Origin of the sequence: Kitasatospora sp. NA04385, from assembly GCF_013364235.1 — a bacterium.
Classification (GTDB): domain Bacteria; phylum Actinomycetota; class Actinomycetes; order Streptomycetales; family Streptomycetaceae; genus Kitasatospora.
This window is the reverse complement of the sequence record NZ_CP054919.1, coordinates 937,540-953,745: the sequence shown is the minus strand read 5'-3', so window position 1 is coordinate 953,745 and position 16,206 is coordinate 937,540. Positions and strand designations below refer to the sequence as shown.

16 protein-coding genes are annotated in these 16,206 nt (G+C 75.0%); 6 read left to right on the top strand and 10 right to left on the bottom strand.

What is annotated here, in order from left to right; genetic code table 11:
• Nucleotides 1-72: 72 nt before the first annotated feature.
• Nucleotides 73-624, top strand: a complete 552-nt coding sequence (locus tag HUT16_RS04140; RefSeq protein ID WP_176185541.1) for a YceI family protein — start codon at nucleotides 73-75, stop codon at nucleotides 622-624.
• Between the two features lie 68 nt (nucleotides 625-692).
• Here HUT16_RS04140 and HUT16_RS04135 read toward each other — a convergent pair whose 3' ends face one another.
• The 5 genes from HUT16_RS04135 to HUT16_RS04115 all read right to left on the bottom strand — a co-directional run bounded on the left by HUT16_RS04135 (nucleotide 693) and on the right by HUT16_RS04115 (nucleotide 5,462).
• Nucleotides 693-1,421, bottom strand: a complete 729-nt coding sequence (locus HUT16_RS04135; protein ID WP_176185539.1) for a hypothetical protein — start codon at nucleotides 1,419-1,421, stop codon at nucleotides 693-695.
• Nucleotides 1,411-2,010 carry a SigE family RNA polymerase sigma factor gene (locus HUT16_RS04130; protein ID WP_176185537.1) on the bottom strand — a complete coding sequence of 200 codons (600 nt, stop codon included), beginning with the start codon at nucleotides 2,008-2,010 and terminating at the stop codon, nucleotides 1,411-1,413. Before HUT16_RS04130 ends, HUT16_RS04135 begins: the two co-directional genes overlap by 11 nt.
• A 53-nt stretch (nucleotides 2,011-2,063) precedes the next feature.
• The gene (locus HUT16_RS04125; RefSeq protein ID WP_176185535.1) at nucleotides 2,064-2,489 is read right to left on the bottom strand and encodes an ATP-binding protein; all 426 of its coding nucleotides are present in this window, start codon (nucleotides 2,487-2,489) and stop codon (nucleotides 2,064-2,066) included.
• 151 nt (nucleotides 2,490-2,640) lie between these two features.
• Nucleotides 2,641-3,810 (bottom strand): PP2C family protein-serine/threonine phosphatase, encoded by a 1,170-nt coding sequence (locus HUT16_RS04120; RefSeq protein WP_176192476.1) that lies wholly within the window; start codon nucleotides 3,808-3,810, stop codon nucleotides 2,641-2,643.
• A 35-nt stretch (nucleotides 3,811-3,845) separates the two neighbouring features.
• Entirely contained in the window at nucleotides 3,846-5,462 is a 1,617-nt protein-coding gene (locus HUT16_RS04115) for an ATP-binding protein (protein ID WP_254897625.1), read from the bottom strand.
• Nucleotides 5,463-5,686: 224 nt separating this feature from the next.
• Between HUT16_RS04115 and HUT16_RS04110 the strand changes: the two genes are divergently transcribed.
• The 4 genes from HUT16_RS04110 (at nucleotide 5,687) to HUT16_RS04095 (ending at nucleotide 9,215) form a co-directional block, all read left to right on the top strand.
• Entirely contained in the window at nucleotides 5,687-6,016 is a 330-nt protein-coding gene (locus tag HUT16_RS04110) for a hypothetical protein (protein WP_176185532.1), read from the top strand.
• Nucleotides 6,016-6,450: a response regulator gene (locus HUT16_RS04105; protein WP_176185530.1), complete on the top strand. Its 435-nt coding sequence runs from the start codon at nucleotides 6,016-6,018 to the stop codon at nucleotides 6,448-6,450. Before HUT16_RS04110 ends, HUT16_RS04105 begins: the two co-directional genes overlap by 1 nt.
• Before the next feature lie 125 nt (nucleotides 6,451-6,575).
• On the top strand, nucleotides 6,576-8,012 hold the full coding sequence (locus tag HUT16_RS04100) for an NAD(P)/FAD-dependent oxidoreductase (protein WP_176185528.1): 1,437 nt from the start codon (nucleotides 6,576-6,578) through the stop codon (nucleotides 8,010-8,012).
• Nucleotides 8,013-8,195: 183 nt separating this feature from the next.
• The gene (locus HUT16_RS04095) at nucleotides 8,196-9,215 is read left to right on the top strand and encodes an LLM class flavin-dependent oxidoreductase (protein WP_176185526.1); all 1,020 of its coding nucleotides are present in this window, start codon (nucleotides 8,196-8,198) and stop codon (nucleotides 9,213-9,215) included.
• 105 nt (nucleotides 9,216-9,320) lie between these two features.
• Here the strand turns inward: HUT16_RS04095 and HUT16_RS04090 are convergent, their stop codons facing one another.
• The 4 genes from HUT16_RS04090 to HUT16_RS04075 all read right to left on the bottom strand — a co-directional run bounded on the left by HUT16_RS04090 (nucleotide 9,321) and on the right by HUT16_RS04075 (nucleotide 12,716).
• Nucleotides 9,321-9,662, bottom strand: coding sequence for a putative quinol monooxygenase (locus tag HUT16_RS04090; RefSeq protein WP_176185524.1), 342 nt, complete (start codon nucleotides 9,660-9,662; stop codon nucleotides 9,321-9,323).
• Nucleotides 9,663-9,735: 73 nt separating this feature from the next.
• Nucleotides 9,736-10,968 (bottom strand): 3-deoxy-7-phosphoheptulonate synthase, encoded by a 1,233-nt coding sequence (locus tag HUT16_RS04085; protein ID WP_176192475.1) that lies wholly within the window; start codon nucleotides 10,966-10,968, stop codon nucleotides 9,736-9,738.
• Nucleotides 10,969-11,003: 35 nt separating this feature from the next.
• Nucleotides 11,004-11,657, bottom strand: a complete 654-nt coding sequence (locus HUT16_RS04080; protein ID WP_176192474.1) for an O-methyltransferase — start codon at nucleotides 11,655-11,657, stop codon at nucleotides 11,004-11,006.
• A gap of 204 nt (nucleotides 11,658-11,861) precedes the next feature.
• Nucleotides 11,862-12,716, bottom strand: a complete 855-nt coding sequence (locus HUT16_RS04075; RefSeq protein WP_176185522.1) for a hypothetical protein — start codon at nucleotides 12,714-12,716, stop codon at nucleotides 11,862-11,864.
• 645 nt (nucleotides 12,717-13,361) lie between these two features.
• Between HUT16_RS04075 and HUT16_RS04070 the strand changes: the two genes are divergently transcribed.
• Nucleotides 13,362-15,125, top strand: coding sequence for a class I adenylate-forming enzyme family protein (locus HUT16_RS04070; protein WP_303392061.1), 1,764 nt, complete (start codon nucleotides 13,362-13,364; stop codon nucleotides 15,123-15,125).
• Between the two features lie 17 nt (nucleotides 15,126-15,142).
• Here HUT16_RS04070 and HUT16_RS04065 read toward each other — a convergent pair whose 3' ends face one another.
• Entirely contained in the window at nucleotides 15,143-16,018 is an 876-nt protein-coding gene (locus HUT16_RS04065; protein WP_176185518.1) for a LysR family transcriptional regulator, read from the bottom strand.
• Nucleotides 16,019-16,206 lie beyond the last annotated feature (188 nt).

The following is a 16,206-nucleotide window of genomic DNA, read 5'->3' as shown; positions in this document are numbered from 1 at the left end:
AGCGCCTAGCGTGTGCGGGGGACCGGCCACCGGACCCCGCACCCGCACCGCCACGAGGAGAGAGCGCCGCCCATGACCGTCAGCCTGCCCGAGCTCACCGGGGACTACGTCCTGGACCCGACCCACACCCGGATCGGGTTCGTCGCCCGCCACGCCATGGTCACCAAGGTGCGCGGCGCCTTCCACCAGTTCGAGGGCACCGCGCACCTGGACGGCGCCGACCCGACCAAGTCCACCGGCCAGGTCGTGATCAAGACCGAGAGCATCGACACCGGCGTCGAGCAGCGCGACCAGCACCTGCGCACCAACGACTTCCTGGACGCGCCGAACTTCCCCGACATCACCTTCCGCACCACCAAGGTCGAGCAGAAGTCCGACACCGACTACCGGGTCACCGGCGACCTCACCGTCAAGGACACCACCAAGTCGGTCACCATCGACTTCGAGTACACCGGCAACGCCGTCGACCCCTACGGCAACCTGCGGGTGGGCCTGGAGGGCTCGGTCACCATCAGCCGCAAGGAGTTCGGCGTCACCTGGAACGCGGCCCTGGAGGGCGGCGGCGTGCTGGTCGGCGACAAGGTGGTGCTGGAGTTCGACGTCTCGGCGATCAAGCAGAGCTGAGCGCGGCCGAGCACGGCGGAAGGCCGCTCCCCGGACGACGGTTCCCGGGGAGCGGCCTTCGCGCGGGCTCAGCCCCGGGCACCGCTCCCGGTGGGGGCGTCGGTCGGAAGGGCGTCGAGCTGCGGGAAGTCCACCTGCCCGGACTCGGCGACGAACTCGTCCTCCGTCACCACCGGCTCCGCCGCCTTGTCGCGGTAGGACTGGAACAACTCCACCTGGTGGCCGTTCGGAAAGACCCGGACGCCCTGCACCATGTATCCCTCGGCCGCCGCCTGCTTCTCCGGGTCGTACGGCAAACCCCGGCGCACGAGCACCACCGACCCGTCGGGCTGCACGGAGCGCTCGCAGGTCTCCTCGTACATCGTCCCCGGGTCGGGGCAGACCAGTTCCTCGAGCCCGTCGGTGGTGTACCCGTCCAGGAGCGAGATGCTGTACGACTCGCTCAGCCAGCTGCGGCGCAGCGGGTTCATCTGGCCCGACTCCGGCTGCGTCCCGTTGTACGGCAGTGAAACGTTGGCCCTGGTGAACTTCGGTTGGCCCGTGGGCGGGACGGAGTCCGCCGCTCGTACCGGCGTCGGGCCCGTGGAGTCGGACGGGAGGTTGCCGACGATCGTGCCGGTCGCGCCGAGGGCCAGGACGGCCGCGGCGCCGGTGAGGGCGTACTGGCGGTGGCGTCGGCGGCGGCCGGAGCGGCGGGCGGCGGCGGCCAGGCGGCCGTCGGTGGTGGTGGGGGCGAGTTCGGCCGCGTCGTCCAGGGCCAGGGCCAGGGCGGCGGTGAGTTCGTGGTCAGTGGGCATGGTGGAGTACCGCCTTGTCGTGGCCTGGGGTGGGAAGGGGCGCGTGGCGGCCCGTCAGGGTGTCGAGGTCGGTGCCGAGCACCGTCCGCAGTCGGCCCAGGGCGCGCTTGGTGCGGGTGCGCACCGCGCCGTCGCCGATCCGCAGGACGCCGGCGGTCTCCTCGACGCTGCGGTCCTCCCAGAACCGCAGCACGAGCACCGCCCGGTCCGCCGGGGCGAGGGCCGACAGCGCCCGCAGCAGGGTCAGCCGCAGGGCCGGGTCCGGGTCGTCGACCCCGGTCTCCGGCAGTACGTCGGTGACCCGCTCGGTGCTGGAGCGGCGGCGCCGGTGGGACAGGAAGGTGTTGACCAGGACGGTCTGCGCGTACCCGCTCGGGTTCTCCAGGCGGGATATCTTCCGCCACTTCACGAAGACCCGGCCCAGTGCCTCCTGCACCAGGTCCTCCGCGAGGTGGGCGTCGCCGCCGGTGAGCAGGAACGCCGTCCGCAGCAGGTGCCGTTCCCGGGCCGCGACGAATTCCTCGAACTCCGGTGCCCGGGCTGTTCCCGGGCCGTCGGCCGGCCCCGCCCGGTTCGATGAGTGATCCATGCCCTGCTAACGCGTCGGGCCCGGCGGTGCGTGACACCCCGGCGCCGGGCGGGTCACTGCGGGGGCTGGTCCGGGCCGCGGAAGCGGACGGTGACGAGCTTGCCCGAGTCGTCGGGGTGGACCTGCCAGTCGTCGGCGAGCAGTTCCACCAGGGCCATGCCGCGGCCGGAGACGGCGCCCAGGTCGGCCCGGCGCGGGCGCGGCGGGGTCGGGCAGTCGTCGTGCACGCTGACGTACAGGTAGGAGCCGTCCCAGGTGAGCAGCAGGTCGGCGTTGCTGTGGGCGTGGATGTGGGCGTTGGTGATCAGCTCGGAGACCACCAGCACCACGGCGTCGGCGGTCTCGGGGGCGTCGGTGCTCCAGCCGAGTCCGTCGAGGTGTTCGCGGGCCCAGCGGCGGCCGGCCCGCACGCCACCGGAGACCGGCATGCGGCGGGCCCAGCCGAGGGCCCTCACGGTGTTGCTGTCGGTGTGCGCCATCGCCCCTCCCCGGGTCGGTTCGCGCTTCGCCGAGCGGCTACCCCGTCCGTCCCGGGGCATGCCGGGGGACGGCCGGGGGACGGCCGGGGGACGGCCGGGACGCGGGCGCGACGCGGGCGGCCGCGCGAAGAGCGGGGCGGGCGCCCGGGGTTCAGGGCCAGCGGATCTGTAGCAGGGCCATGTCGTCGGAGTGCCGGCCCGCGTTGAGGGTGCGGGCGCGGTCCACCAGGTACGACAGCAGCCGGTCGCCGGTGGCGCCGCCAGCCGCGTCGATCAGGCCGATCAGGCCCGGGGTGCCGAGGCGTTGGGCGTCCGGCGTGCTGCCCGCGTGGCCCTCGATCAGACCGTCGGTGTAGAGCAGCAGGCCGGAGTCGGCGGGCACGGCGTGCCGGGTGGGCTGCCAGTCGCCGAGGCCGGGGGCGATGCCGAGGGCCAGGCCGTACGAGCCGGGCAGCTCCCGGGCGGTGCCGCCGGAGAGCAGCAGCGGCGGGTGGTGGCCGGCCAGGTGGACGGTCAACTCGCGCTGGTCGGGCCGCAGTTCGAGGATGGTGCAGGTGGCGAAGTTGTCGGCGGGGACGCGTTCGGCGATCAGCACCTCCTCCAGCAGGTGCAGCAGGTCGGAGCCGCGGTGGCCGCCCAGGGTGAGGGCGCGCCAGGTGATGCGCAGGCAGACGCCGAGCGCGGCCTCGTCGGGGCCGTGGCCGCTGACGTCGCCTATCACCGCGTGCACGGTGCCGTCGGGGGTGCGCACCACGTCGAGGAAGTCGCCGCCGAGCAGGGCGCGTTCGCGGCCGGGCAGGTAGCGGGTGGCGGCGGTGACGGGGGAGCCGTGCAGCAGCGGGGTGGGCAGCAGGCCGCGTTCCAGCCGGGTGTTCTCGTGCGCCCGCAGCCGGTTCTCGCGCAGTTCGGCGGCGGCCCGTTCGGCCTGCTTGCGGTGCACCGCGTAGCGGATCACCCGGGTCAGCAGGTCGGGGCTGACCTGGCCCTTGACCAGGTAGTCCTGGGCGCCGTTGGCGACCGCCAGGGCGCCGGCCCGGGACTCGTCCAGGCCGGTGAGCACGATGATCGCGGTCTCCGGGCGGACGGTCTGCAGGGCGCCCAGCGCGCTCATCCCGGTGGCGTCGGGCAGGTTGAGGTCGAGCAGGACGCAGTCGGCGCCGTTCGTGGACAGGTGCCGGACGGCGGTGGCGAGGGTCTGCTGCCAGGCCAGCGAGTGCTCCAGGCCGGTGTCCAGCAGGAGTTCCTCGACCAGCAGCGCGTCGCCCGGGTCGTCCTCCACCAGCAGCACCCGGTAGGCGGGGTCGAGGAGCGGCGCGTTCAGTTGCGGCCGGTCCCCGGTGGCGGTGGTGGGCGGGTTCACCGGGTGCTCCCGGCGGTCCCGGCGGCCGTGGCCGTTGCGGTGGCCGTGGCGGCGGCGGCCGTGGCGGTCGCGGCCGGGCGGGGGTCGGGGACCTCGGCGGAAGCCGGGTCCGCCTCGTCGGCGGGCTTCGGGGCGGCCTCGGCGGCGAGGGTCAGGACGATCCGGGTGCCGCCGGTGTACCGGGTGTCCACGGCGATGGCGCCGCCGTGGAACTCGACGATCTTCTTGCACATGGCGAGGCCGATGCCGTTGCCCGGGTACTCCTCGCGGGTGTGCAGCCGCTGGAAGATGACGAAGATCCGTTCGGCGAACTCCGGGTCGATGCCGATCCCGTTGTCGGCGAAGGCCAGTTCCCAGTGGTCGCCCTCGCGCCGGGAGGTGACGGCGATCCGCGGCGGCCGCTCGGGGGAGCGGAACTTGAGCGCGTTGCTGAGCAGGTTCTGCAGCAGCATGCCGAGCTGGGTGGCGTCGCCGGGCAGCGTCGGCAGCGGGTCGGCGGTGATCTCCGCCCCGGTCTCCTCCAGGGCGATGGCCAGCGCGTCGCGGGTCTCGGCGAGCACCTTGTCGAGGTCGACCGGCACGTACTGGCGGTGCAGCCGGCCGACCCGGGAGAACGCCAGCAGGTCGTTGATCAGGGTCTGCATCCGGTTGGCGCCGTCCACGGCGAAACCGATGTACTGGTTGGCCCGGTCGTCCAGCTGCGCGGCGTAGCGGCGCTGGAGCAGCTGGCAGAAGCTGGCGACCTTGCGCAGCGGTTCCTGGAGGTCGTGCGAGGCGACGTAGGCGAACTGCTCCAGCTCGGTGTTGGAGCGGCGCAGGTCGGCGGTCTGCTCGTCGAGCCGGCTGCGGATCCGGTCGGCGACGGTCAGCTGTTCGACCAGGCTGCGGCGCATCTGGTCGACGTCGGTGGCGAGCTGGGCCAGGTCGGCGGGCCCGGGCGGGACGTCGACGGGGTGGTCGAAGTCGCCCGCGGCGACCCGGCGGACGTCCCGGGAGAGGTCGTCCAGCGGCCGGGTGACGCCGCGCAGCCCGAGGAAGACGGCACCGGCCAGCAGCAGCAGGGTGGCGGCGATGGTGCCGAACACCCAGCGGCTGAAGGTCTGGGCGTCGGCGAGCTCGGCGGCCGAGTGGCGCCGGGACTCCTCCAGCCGGGTGCGCAGGCCGTCGCTCGCCTTCCGGACGGCGTCGAAGTCGGCCTTGCCGATCTCGGCGTTGACGGTGGCGAGCGGGACGGGCGCGCCGCCGGGCGAGCCCGCGACGGGTTCGGCGATGTCCCGCTGCCAGGTGGCGACCCGGGCGAGCAACGCGTCGAGGTCGGCCAGCGCGGCCCCGTCCCCGGCCAGCAGCGAGCGCAGCCGCGCGACGTTGGCGTCGGCGTCGGAGCGGCCCTGGGTGTACGGCTGGAGGAAGTCGGACGCGCCGGTCAGGCCGTAGCCGCGGATGCCGGTCTCCTGGCCGACCAGCGCGGCGTCCAGCCGGACGGCGGTGATCAGGGCGGGCGAGCTCTGTTGGGTGAGCCGGGCGGTCGCGTCGGAGGCGCGGTCCAGCGCCCAGCCGCCGAGGATCCCGAGGACCACCAGGACGGCCAGTGCGGCGAGCACGCTGGTGCCCACCCACCGCCGGGTGGTCCAGGCGGCCCAGGGCCGTCCGGTCCGCCCGGGCCGATTCGTCGCCGTGCCAGCCACCTGCACCCTCCGTCGCCGTCCGTCCGGCGATCGGGGGGGTCCCCGCCGGTCGAGCAGCCCGTACTGTACACCCAGCCCGACAACAGGTGTTGTCGAAGCCTCGGGAAGGCGCCTAGGATGCCCGCATGCCAGCGGACCCGACACGACACCGGATGCCCGATGACGAGCTGTCCATGCTCTGCGCATCGGCTGTTTCCGAACTCGCCGGGAAGATGGCCCACGGGCTGTTCGGCGCGGACCCGGAGACGGACCACCTCGCCCGACTGCGCGTCCTGGCCCACCTCCAGTGGGCCGTCGCCCAGCAGTGCGACCAGACGGCGCTGCGGGCCGCCAGTTCGGGTGCGGGCTACCCTCAACTCGGACAGGCCGTCGGCATCACCCGCCAGGGTGCCCGCCGCAGGTGGCCCGGGCTGATTGCGGCGAGGACCGACCGCAGCGGCCAGACAGCACGACCTTCCTCTTCTACGGACCGGAGCCGGTAATGGCCACCCCTCTCAGCAACCGCCTCTTCGACATCCTGCTGGTCGAGGACGACCCCGCCGACGCCCTGCTGATCGAGGAAGCACTGCTCGACCGGGGAACGACCCGCACCATCACCCAGGTCTCCGACGGCCTGGCCGCCCTGGAGCGCCTGCGCGACCCCGCGCTGGCCCGCCCGGACCTGATCGTGCTGGACCTCAACATGCCCAGGATGAACGGCCGCGAACTGCTCGGCGTGCTCAAGAGCGACGAGGAGTTGAAGGTCATCCCGACGGTGGTGCTGACCACCTCCGGCGCGCCCGACGACATCTCCTCCGCTTACCGCAACCACAGCAACGCCTACATCACCAAGCCGGTCAACCTGGACGACTTCGTCCGGGCCGTCCGGCAGATCGACACCTTCTTCCTCGACACCGCCACCCCGCCGGTCCGTTGAGCCGCGGTCCGCTGAGCCGCGGCCCGTTGAGCCGTTGAGCCGCTGAGCCGCCCGACTGGTGCACGATGGGTCCCGACGGGCCGTCAGCGGACGGCGGCCGCACGGAAGAGAGCGGGTGGGCGCGGATGGGCACCGAGGACGACGGCTACGACCTGGTGGTGGTCGGCGGCGGCCCCACCGGCGAGAACCTCGCCGACCGGGCGCACGCCGGCGGGCTGAGCGTGGCCCTGGTGGAGCGCGAACTCGTCGGCGGCGAGTGCTCGTACTGGGCGTGCATGCCCAGCAAGGCGCTGCTGCGCCCGGTCGCCGCGCTCGCCGACGCCCGCCGGGTGGCCGGCAGCCGGGAGGCCGCCACCGGGGCGCTGGACCCGGCCGCCGTGCTGGCCCGCCGGGACGCCTTCGCCGCGCACTGGCACGACGACGGGCAGGCCGAGTGGCTGGCCTCGGCCGGCATCGACCTGGTCCGCGGGCACGGCCGGCTGGACGGCGAGCGGCGGGTCACCGTCGAGACCCCCGACGGCGGGCGGCGCACCCTGACCGCCCGGCACGCCGTCGCCGTGTGCACCGGCACCCGGGCCGCCCTCCCCGACCTGCCCGGCCTGGCCGACGCCCGGGTGTGGACCAGCCGGGACGCCACCTCCGCGCAGGCCGTCCCCGGCCGGCTCGCCGTGGTCGGCGGCGGTGTCGTCGCGGTCGAGATGGCCACCGCCTGGCGGGCCCTGGGCAGCGAGGTCACCCTGCTGGTGCGCGGCGGGCGGCTGCTGGAGCGCACCGAGGAGTTCGCCGGACAGTTGGTCGCGGACGGCCTGCGCGCCGCCGGGGTCGACGTCCGGCTCGGCGTCTCGGTCACCGCCGTGCACCGCGAGCCCGGCGGCGGCGCGCTGACCCTCGACCTGTCCGACGGCACCCGGCTGCCCGCCGACGAGGCGCTGTTCGCCACCGGGCGCCGCCCCGCCACCGCCGACCTCGGCCTGGAGAGCGTCGGACTCGAACCCGGCGGCTGGATCGACACCGACGACACCGGCCGCGCCACCGCCGTCCCGGCCGGCTGGCTGTACGCCGCGGGCGACGTCAACCACCGCGCGCTCCTCACCCACCAGGGCAAGTACCAGGGCCGGGTCTTCGGCGCCGCCATCGCCGACCGCGCCGCGGGCCGCCCGCTCGACCTCGCCCCCTGGGGCCGCTCGGTGGCCACCGCCGACCACGCCGCCGTCCCGCAGGTGGTCTTCACCGACCCCGAGGTCGCCGCCGTCGGCCGCACCCTGCGCGAGGCCGAGGACGCCGGACTGCGGGTGCGCGCCGTCGACTACGACCTCGGCGGCGTCTCCGGCGCCGCCCTGTACGGCGACGACTACCGCGGCCGGGCCCGCGCCGTCGTCGACCTCGACCGCGAGGTGCTGGTCGGCGTCACCTTCACCGGCCCCGGCGTCGCCGAACTCCTGCACTCCGCCACCGTCGCCGTCGTCGGCGAGGTCCCGCTCTCCCGGCTCTGGCACGCCGTCCCCGCCTACCCCACCATCAGCGAGGTCTGGCTGCGCCTGCTGGAGACCTACCGCGGCTGACTGCGGGCCCGACCGGGGCCGATCGCGGCCGACCGCGGGCCCGACCGGGGCCGGCCGCGCGCCCAGCGCGTGTTGCGGGCGCATGACGCCGCGTCACGATCCCGGCCCGGCGGTTGATCACCGCCGGGCCGGTGTGTGAGCGTGGCGGCAGCACGGAGACCGAACGGACCGAGGAGGAAGCCGGTGCCCACCCCCGACCGGCCGCTGCGCTCGCTGGGATTCCTGACCATCGGGCTGTTCGACGAGCACGACCCGGCGGGCGGCCACGAAGCCACCCTGCAACTGATCGAACTCGGCGAACGGCTCGGCTACGACACCGCCTGGCTGCGCCACCGGCACCTGCAGTACGGCATCTCCTCCCCGCTGACGGTGCTCGCCGCCGCCAGCCAGCGCACCCGCCGGATCGGCCTGGGCACCGCCGTCACCCCGCTCGGCTGGGAGAACCCGCTGCGCCACGCGGAGGACCTGGCCACCGTCGACGTGCTCTCCGGCGGGCGGCTCAACCCCGGCGTCAGCGTCGGCGTGCCGGTCCACTTCGAGGACGTGAAGGGCGCGCTGTACCCGGACACCGCCGACCGGGAGGACTTCGGCCACGGGCGGGTCGAGCGCCTGCTCGGCCTGCTGCGCGGGCAGCGGGCCAGCGGCTTCCGGGGCACCGAGGGCATCGAGGCGTACTCCGAGCGCGTCCAGCCGCACGTGCCGGGCCTGGCCGACCGGGTCTGGTACGGCGCCGGGGGCCTGCGCTCGGCGCGCTGGGCCGGCGAGCACGGGCTCAACCTGCTCACCAGCAGCGTGGTGCGGGCCGAGCAGGACGGGGGCTTCGAGGCCAACCAGCTGGCCCTGATCCGGGAGTTCCGGGCCGCCCACCCCGCGGGCGAGCGGGCCCGGGTCTCGCACGGCCTGGTGGTCGTCCCCACCGACGGCGCCACCCCCGCGCAGCGCGCCAAGTACGAGGCGTACGCGGAGTCCCGGTACGCCCGCACGCTCGCCCCGCAGGGCCCCGGCCGGCTGCTGTTCGCCCCCGACCTGGTCGGCACCAGCGAGGAGCTGGCCGAACGGCTGTACGCGCACGCCGGGTTCCGGGAGGCCGACGAGGCGGTCTTCGCCCTGCCGTTCACCTTCGCGCCGGAGGACTACGCGCAGATCCTCACCGACCTGGCCACCCGGCTCGGCCCGCTGCTCGGCTGGCGCCCCGCCGGCTGACCCGGCGCCCCGCCTACCGACCCGAAAGCCCCGCCTATTGACCCGGAGCCCCGCCGGCCGACCCGGAGGCCGGCCGACGGGGCGCGGTGCCGCGGTGCGGACGGGTCAGTCCTGCGGGGCGTCCGGGTGGTGCAGCGAGTAGACGGTGTAGGCGTGCGCGTCCGGCTTGGCCAGCTCGGCCGCGCGGTCCCGGACCGCCTGGATGTCCGGGTCGCCCATGGCGGCCTTGATGCCGTCCTTGCTGGTCCACTGCGCGACGTACAGCAGCCGCTTGCCGTCCCGGCTGGTGAGGATGTTCACCGACAGGCAGCCCGGCCGGTTGCGGATGTGCTTGTCGGCGCCCTCGCTCATCACCCGGGCGAGCTCCTGCTGGTTCTCCGGCTCGACGTCGAAGACGTTGATCATGAAGATGTTGCCGTCGCCTTCGCGCAGAACGGTTTCGCTCATCGGGATCGTTCCCTCTCTCGGTTCGCTGGATCTCTGGTTCTCGTGCGGAAACACGGGTCTGAAGGGGCGCGGGTCAGCGCCGGGCGGGCCGGCCCGCCCAGGCCCGGGCCACCTCGACGGCCTGGGCCGGGTTGAGCCGGGGGTCGCAGTGCGAGGCGGTGCCCTCCGGCGCACCGGCGGCGGCCAGTTCGGCGGCGAGTTCGGCGGGGTCGTCCCACACGCACTCGGCGACCTCGTGCGGGGTGGCCTCCAGGTGCAGGCCGGCCGGGACGCCGCCCGCCGCGGTGACCGCCTCGCGGAAGCCCCGCACCTCGGCGACCAGCGTCCGCACCGAGCGGACCTTGGTGCCGCCGGGCGCCTTGACGGTGTTGCCGTGCATCGGGTCGCACAGCCACACCACCCGGTGGCCGGCCCGCTGGACGGCGGCGACCAGCGGCGGCAGCGCGTCGGCCACCGCGGCCGCGCCCATCCGGACCACCAGGGTGAGCCGGCCGGGCTCGCGGTGCGGGTCCAGCCGGGCGCACAGGGCCAGCAGGTCCTGCGGCCGGGTGGTCGGCCCGATCTTGCAGGCCACCGGGTTGGCGACCTGGGCCAGCATCACGGCGTGCGGGCCGTCCGGGTTCCTGGTGCGCTCGCCGATCCACGGCAGGTGGGTGGAGGTCAGCAGGATGTCGTCGGTCGCGGTCCGGCGCAGCAGCGGCAGCTCGTAGTCCAGCACGAGCGCCTCGTGGCTGGTCCACACCGGCGCCCCGACGGGCAGGCCCCAGGCGCCGGAGCGCTGGCGCAGGCAGGCCACGGCGGAGCGGGCCGCGTGGTAGCAGTCGAGCATCCGCTCCGGGTCGGCCCGCCGGGCGGCCGCGGTGGGCTCCGGCGCGTTCACCAGGTGGCCGCGGTAGACCGGGAGCTCGACGCCGTCCACGGTCTCGGTCGGGGAGCTGCGGGGCTTGGCGAACTGGCCGGCGATCCGGCCGATCCGCAGCACCGGGAGGCCGGTGCCGGCCGTCATGACGCCGGCCAGCGCGTCCAGCAGCGCGGCCTTGCGGACCACCACGGACGGCTCGCACTCCTGCGGGTCCTCCGCGCAGTCCCCGGCCTGGACGACCTGGTACTGGCCGACCGCGGCCTCGGCGAGCAGGGTCCGCAGGTGGCGGACCTCGGCCCAGGTGACCAGGCCGGGCAGCCGGGCCAGTTCGGCGCGGACCGCGGCCGCCCGGACCGGGTCGCCCCAGTCGGGCTGCTGCTCGGCGGTGCCGGCCTCCCGGTTCCACTCCTCGTCGAGGTCGGTGAAGGGCCGTTCGGCGGGCAGCAGGTGCGGCGGGTGGCCGGGGTGGGTCGCTCCGGTCACCGCTCCTCCCCGGCCGGGTCGGTCCACGCGGCCCGGGACGGGCTCTCGCCGGGGGCCAGCCGCCGGGCCGCGGTGAGGCCGTCGGCGAGCGGCAGCATGACCAGCTCGACCCGCTCGTCGCGGCGGGCGTGCTCGTTGAAGGCGCGGACGGCGGCGGGCTTGGGCGCCGGGTCCGGGTCGATCACCTGGCCGCTGAACAGGGTGTTGTCGACCAGCAGCAGCCCGCCGGGGCGCAGCCGGGGGACGAGCTCCTCCCAGTAGCCGATGTAGCCGGGCTTGTCCGCGTCGATGAAGGCCAGGTCCAGGTGCGGTTCGGCGGGCAGCGCGCGCAGCGTCTCCAGCGCGTCGCCGAGCCGCAGCTCGATCCGGTCGGCGACGCCGGCCCGGGTCCAGAACTCGCGGGCCAGGCCGGTCCACTCGGCCGAGACGTCGAAGGTGATCAGCGAGCCGTCGTCGGGCAGGCCGCGGGCCAGACAGAGCGAGGAGTAGCCGGTGAAGGTGCCGACCTCGACGATCCGGCGGGCGCCCAGCAGGCGGACCAGGAAGGTCAGCAGCGCGCCCTCCTCGGGGGCGACGCTCATGTGCGCCTGGTCGGGGATCGCCGAGTGGGTCCGCTCGATCAGCTCGGCCAGCAGCGGGTCCGGCGTCATCCGGCCCTGGGTGAGGAGGTAGTCGTGCAGCTCGGGCGTGAGGGCCACGCCTCGGGGGGTGAGTGTGTCGTTGCGCAGCACAGGATTCTCCCGAGTGAGGTGGTGCGGAGCGGGCGCGGTGCGGGTCCGGCGGGCGCAGGGGAAGGCGCTGCCCGGCCGGTGGTGCGGTGCGGTGCCGGGTGGTGCGGGTCCGGCGGGCGGTGCTCAGCCGGCGGTGCTCAGCGGGGCCGGGTCGATCGGGCGCCAGGCGGCGTAGGCGCGCCGGACCGCCGCGCCCTCCCGGGGCAGCCGGTCGATGAAGGGGGTCAGGTCGCCGGGGCAGTGCAGCTCGAACCGGCGCCGCGGGCCGGGGTGCGCGTGCTCGCGGACGAAGTACATGACGGTGGAGCCGTCCGGCCCGCCCTCGTGCGGGTTGTGGCCGCCGCCCTCGGTGAGCAGCCCGGCCTCGGTCCGCCAGGAGGCGACCAGCCGGGTCAGCAGCGCGGTGCTGGGGCGGGCCACCACGAACGCGGTGTGCTGCTCGTAGCCGGCGGCGACCTCGGCCTCCTCCAGCCGGGGGGAGTACGCCCGGCCGTCGCGCGGCAGCAGGAAGATCTCCACCGCGGTGTGCCGGCGCCCGGTCGGCAGCCCGAGCCGCAGCCGGGTGATGTGCACCTCGCAGTCGGCCGGGTCGAGGCCGTAGCGCTCGGCGAGCCGGCGGCGCACCACCGTGCTGGGCACGACGGGCATCGGCGACAGGCCGAGCTCCTCCAGCCGGCGCAGGCCCGACTCCAGGGTGCGGGGGAACAGCAGCAGGCCGCAGTGGTCGAAGGTGCAGTGCTGCGCGGTCAGCCGGGCGGCGTCGCCGCCCGCCGGGACGGGGGCGAGCAGGGTGGGGACGGCGGCCCCGGCGGCCAGCCGGGCGCTGCGGACGACCTCGTCCAGCTGGCGCAGGCCGGCGTCCGAGAAGACCTCGGACCCGGTGTGCGCACCGGGGCCGGAAAAGATTCCGGTGCCCGGAATTCTGTGGACCGACCCCGGTTCTGCATTCGTTTTACCGAAACTCCGTGCAATCGACATCGATGACCTCCTGCATCGGGGACGACCGGAATTCTGTAGCGACCGCCGACCGATCGGCAACCCGTTCCCGGGCCGGTGTGGCCGAATCATCGGCCGGATACGGCTTGATTTTCGACGGAGCCGCCGGTGACCTGCGCGAATGCTCGCATTCGGTCTTTCCGATGGCACCCATCGGCCAGGCCGAACGGCCTCCGGGGTGCGGTCGGGGCCGCACTCCGGGCCGGTTCCGGCGCCCGGAACGAGCCCTTCTCATTGATTTTCCTTACCTCCGGACGGCCCGGCCCGCCTGCTTCGGAGCCGGTTCCGGCGGTGGCCCCGGCGCTGCGCCCGCCGCCCGCGGCCCGCCCGGCGGGCGGCGGGAGGGGCGAACGCGCTGCCCCGGAAGCGCGTCGGCCGGCCGGCCCGCCCCCCGGTATAAGGGTTATTTATCGGGGCGGTCCGCCCCGGAACAATTGGGATTCCTTATAGGGGCGCCCTGGACGAACCGACGGCTTGCTGCGCAGAATCCGGAACGGAAAGCAGCGGATGTCCACCCGGACATCAGCGGCACTTCGGCGCAAAGGCCGGTGCACGAGGCTGCGCACGTAACACCGCCGAAACCCGAGCCGGTGCCGGCGCAGTCACCGATGCAGATGGAGGACCTTCGTGAAAGCTCCCCCCGAGAAATCGACAACCGTTCTTCCCACCTTCGGAGAGGCCCTGGAACGGGCCGCCGCGCTCCGCCCCGGACCGGCCGTCATGGACGGCAACCGGTGGTGGAGCTGGCACGACTGCCTGCTCCAGGCCGAGCGGACCGCCGGCGCGCTGCACCGGCGCGGACTGCGGGCCGGCGAGGTGCTGGCGGCCCAGCTCCCCAACAGCTGGGAACTGCTGGTGCTGCACGCGGCCACCGCCCGGCTCGGCGTGCTGCTGCTGCCGCTGCACTCCGCGTACGGCGCCCACGAGGTGCGCTCGCTGCTGGAGCAGTCCAGGGCGAGCGCCCTGGTGGCCCGGGACTCCTACCGGGGCCGGGACCGCGCCGCCGGCATCCGCGCCCTGCGCGAGCAGCTCCCGGCGCTGCGGCACGTCTGGCTCTCCGGCGCCGACCGCGCCGTCCGGCCCGCCGACGGGCCGGACGACCTGCCGAGCTCCGTCGAACTGCTGGACGGGGCCCCCTACTTCGAGGGCCGGCTGCCGGAGCGCCCGCGCGGCCACCAGACGCCGCTGATGCTGCTGGCCTCCTCCGGCACCACCTCCCGGCGGCCCAAGCTCTGCCTGCACAGCCACGGCGGACTGCTCGGCAACGCCGCCGCGGTGGCCGCGGACGGCGGGCTCGGGGCCGGCGACACCGTGGTGTCGGCCAGCCCGCTCAGCCACGCCTTCGGGATGCTCTCGGTGCACCTGGCGCTGGTCACCGGCGGCGCCGTCGGCCTCTTCGAGGGCTGGGACCCGGCCCGCTTCCTGGCCGGGCTGCGGGCCGCCGGGGCCACCGCCGCGTTCGCCGTCCCGGCCCAGCTGCGCGACCTGCTCGCCCTGGTCGAGCAGGAGGCCGGGCCGGGCGCGGAGCCGGGCCCGGTGCCCGTGCCGGGGCTGCGGGAGGTCCGCACCGGCGGCGCGCCGGTGCCCCGCGAACTGGCCGACGGGGTGCGCCGCCGACTCGGCGCCCGGCTGATCGTCCAGTGGGGGATGACCGAGGTCGGCGCCGGGACGTTCACCCGGCCCGCGGACCCGCCCGAGGCGGTGGCCACCGTCGGCCGGCCGGTCTCCGGCGCCGAGGCCCGGGTGGTGGACGCGGACGGCGCGCCCGTCCCGGCCGGCACCACCGGCGAGCTCCAGTACCGCAGCCCCTACCTGTTCAAGGGGTACCTGCACGCGCCGGAGCTGACCGCGGCCGCGTTCACCGCGGACGGCTGGCTGCGCTCCGGCGACCTGGCCGCGCTCCAGGAGGACGGCTCGGTCGGCTACCGGGGCCGCGGCGACGAGCTGATCAACCGGGGCGGGCTCAAGTTCAGCGCCCTGGAGGTGGAGGAACTGCTCAACGACCTGCCGCAGCTGGCCCAGCACGCGGTGGTGGCGCGGCCCGACCCGCGGCTGGGCCAGCGCTCCTGCCTGCTGGTCGCGCTGCGCGGGGACGCCCGGCTGACCCTCGACGAGGTGACCGGCCACCTGTCCCGCAAGGGCCTGGCCACCTACAAGCTGCCCGAGCAGCTGGTGGTGGTCGACCGGCTGCCGACCACCGTCACCGGCAAGATCGCCCGGGCCAGGCTGCGGGCCGTCCTGCTCGACCCCGAGCCCGGGACCGGGCCCGGTGCCGCGCCCACCCACCGGCCGTCGGCGCGGGTCGTGCCGGCCGACCTGGTCCCGTCGGTGCCCCGCCCCCGGGACGGGCACCTGCGGACCGCCCCCGACGACCCGGGCGCGGCCCGGTGAGCGGCGGGGCGCGGGGCTCAGGCCGCCAGCTGCTTGCGGATGGCGCTCTGGAAGCCGAGCAGGTTGGGGTTGGCCGAGTTGCGCTCCAGCCAGGTCATGGTGATCGCCGTCCGCAGGTCGGTGTCGCCGATCTCCACCAGGGCGACCTCGCCCCGGTCGGCCTGGCTGCGGACCGACACCAGCGGCAGCAGCGCGCAGCCCATCCCGGCCGCGACGCAGGCGCCCAGGGTGCCGATGCTGTCCACCTCGGCGACCGGCTCCTTGCCGGGCATCGCCCCGAAGGCGCCGTCGTACATCTCCCGGAACCCGCAGCCCCGCTGGGTGGCCAGGAACGGCTCGGCGGCCAGCTCCGCCAGGTCGGCCCGGCCGCGGGCGGCCAGCGGGTGGCCCGGCGGCGCGATGATGACCAGCGGCTCCTCGGCCAGCGTCTCCGCGCGCAGCCCGGCATCGGCCGGCGGCGCGCCGAAGGTCAGGCAGAGGTCGAGGTCGCCCCGGCGCACCGACTGGTACAGCTCGCCGCGGTTGTACTGGGAGACCCGGACCTTGGTCTGCGGATGCAGCTCCCGGTAGTACGAGAGCACCTCGGGCAGCAGGTAGCGGCCCAGCGTCTCCAGGGCGCCGAGGGCCAGCTCGGTGGCGGGCCGGGAGACCGCGAAGCGGGCCTCCTCCAGCAGGGTGAGGATCCGCTCGGTGTACGAGGACAGCACCTCGCCCTGGGCGGTCAGCCTGATCCGGCGCTGCGAGCGGTTGATCAGCTCGACGCCCAACTCGCGCTCCAGCGCCTGGATCTGGTCACTGACACTGGACTGCGCGTAGTGCAACTCCCGCGCGGCCTGTGTCACGCTGAGAGTCCGGGCGACCGCCTCGAACGTGCGAAGGTGTCGTAACTCCATGGCGGTGGCACCCCTCTGGCGATCTATCGGCTGGGCCGATTGTATCCATAGGCCATTCCCGTCGTCAGTAACGCCAACTGCCCTTCCCGGTCCGGGAGAATGGGATTTCCCGCCCCCCGACGCATCGATGGATCTTCCCATCGGCGGATCCGCGCGCCCGCGCATCCGCGGTCCGGGCGGTGCGGCAT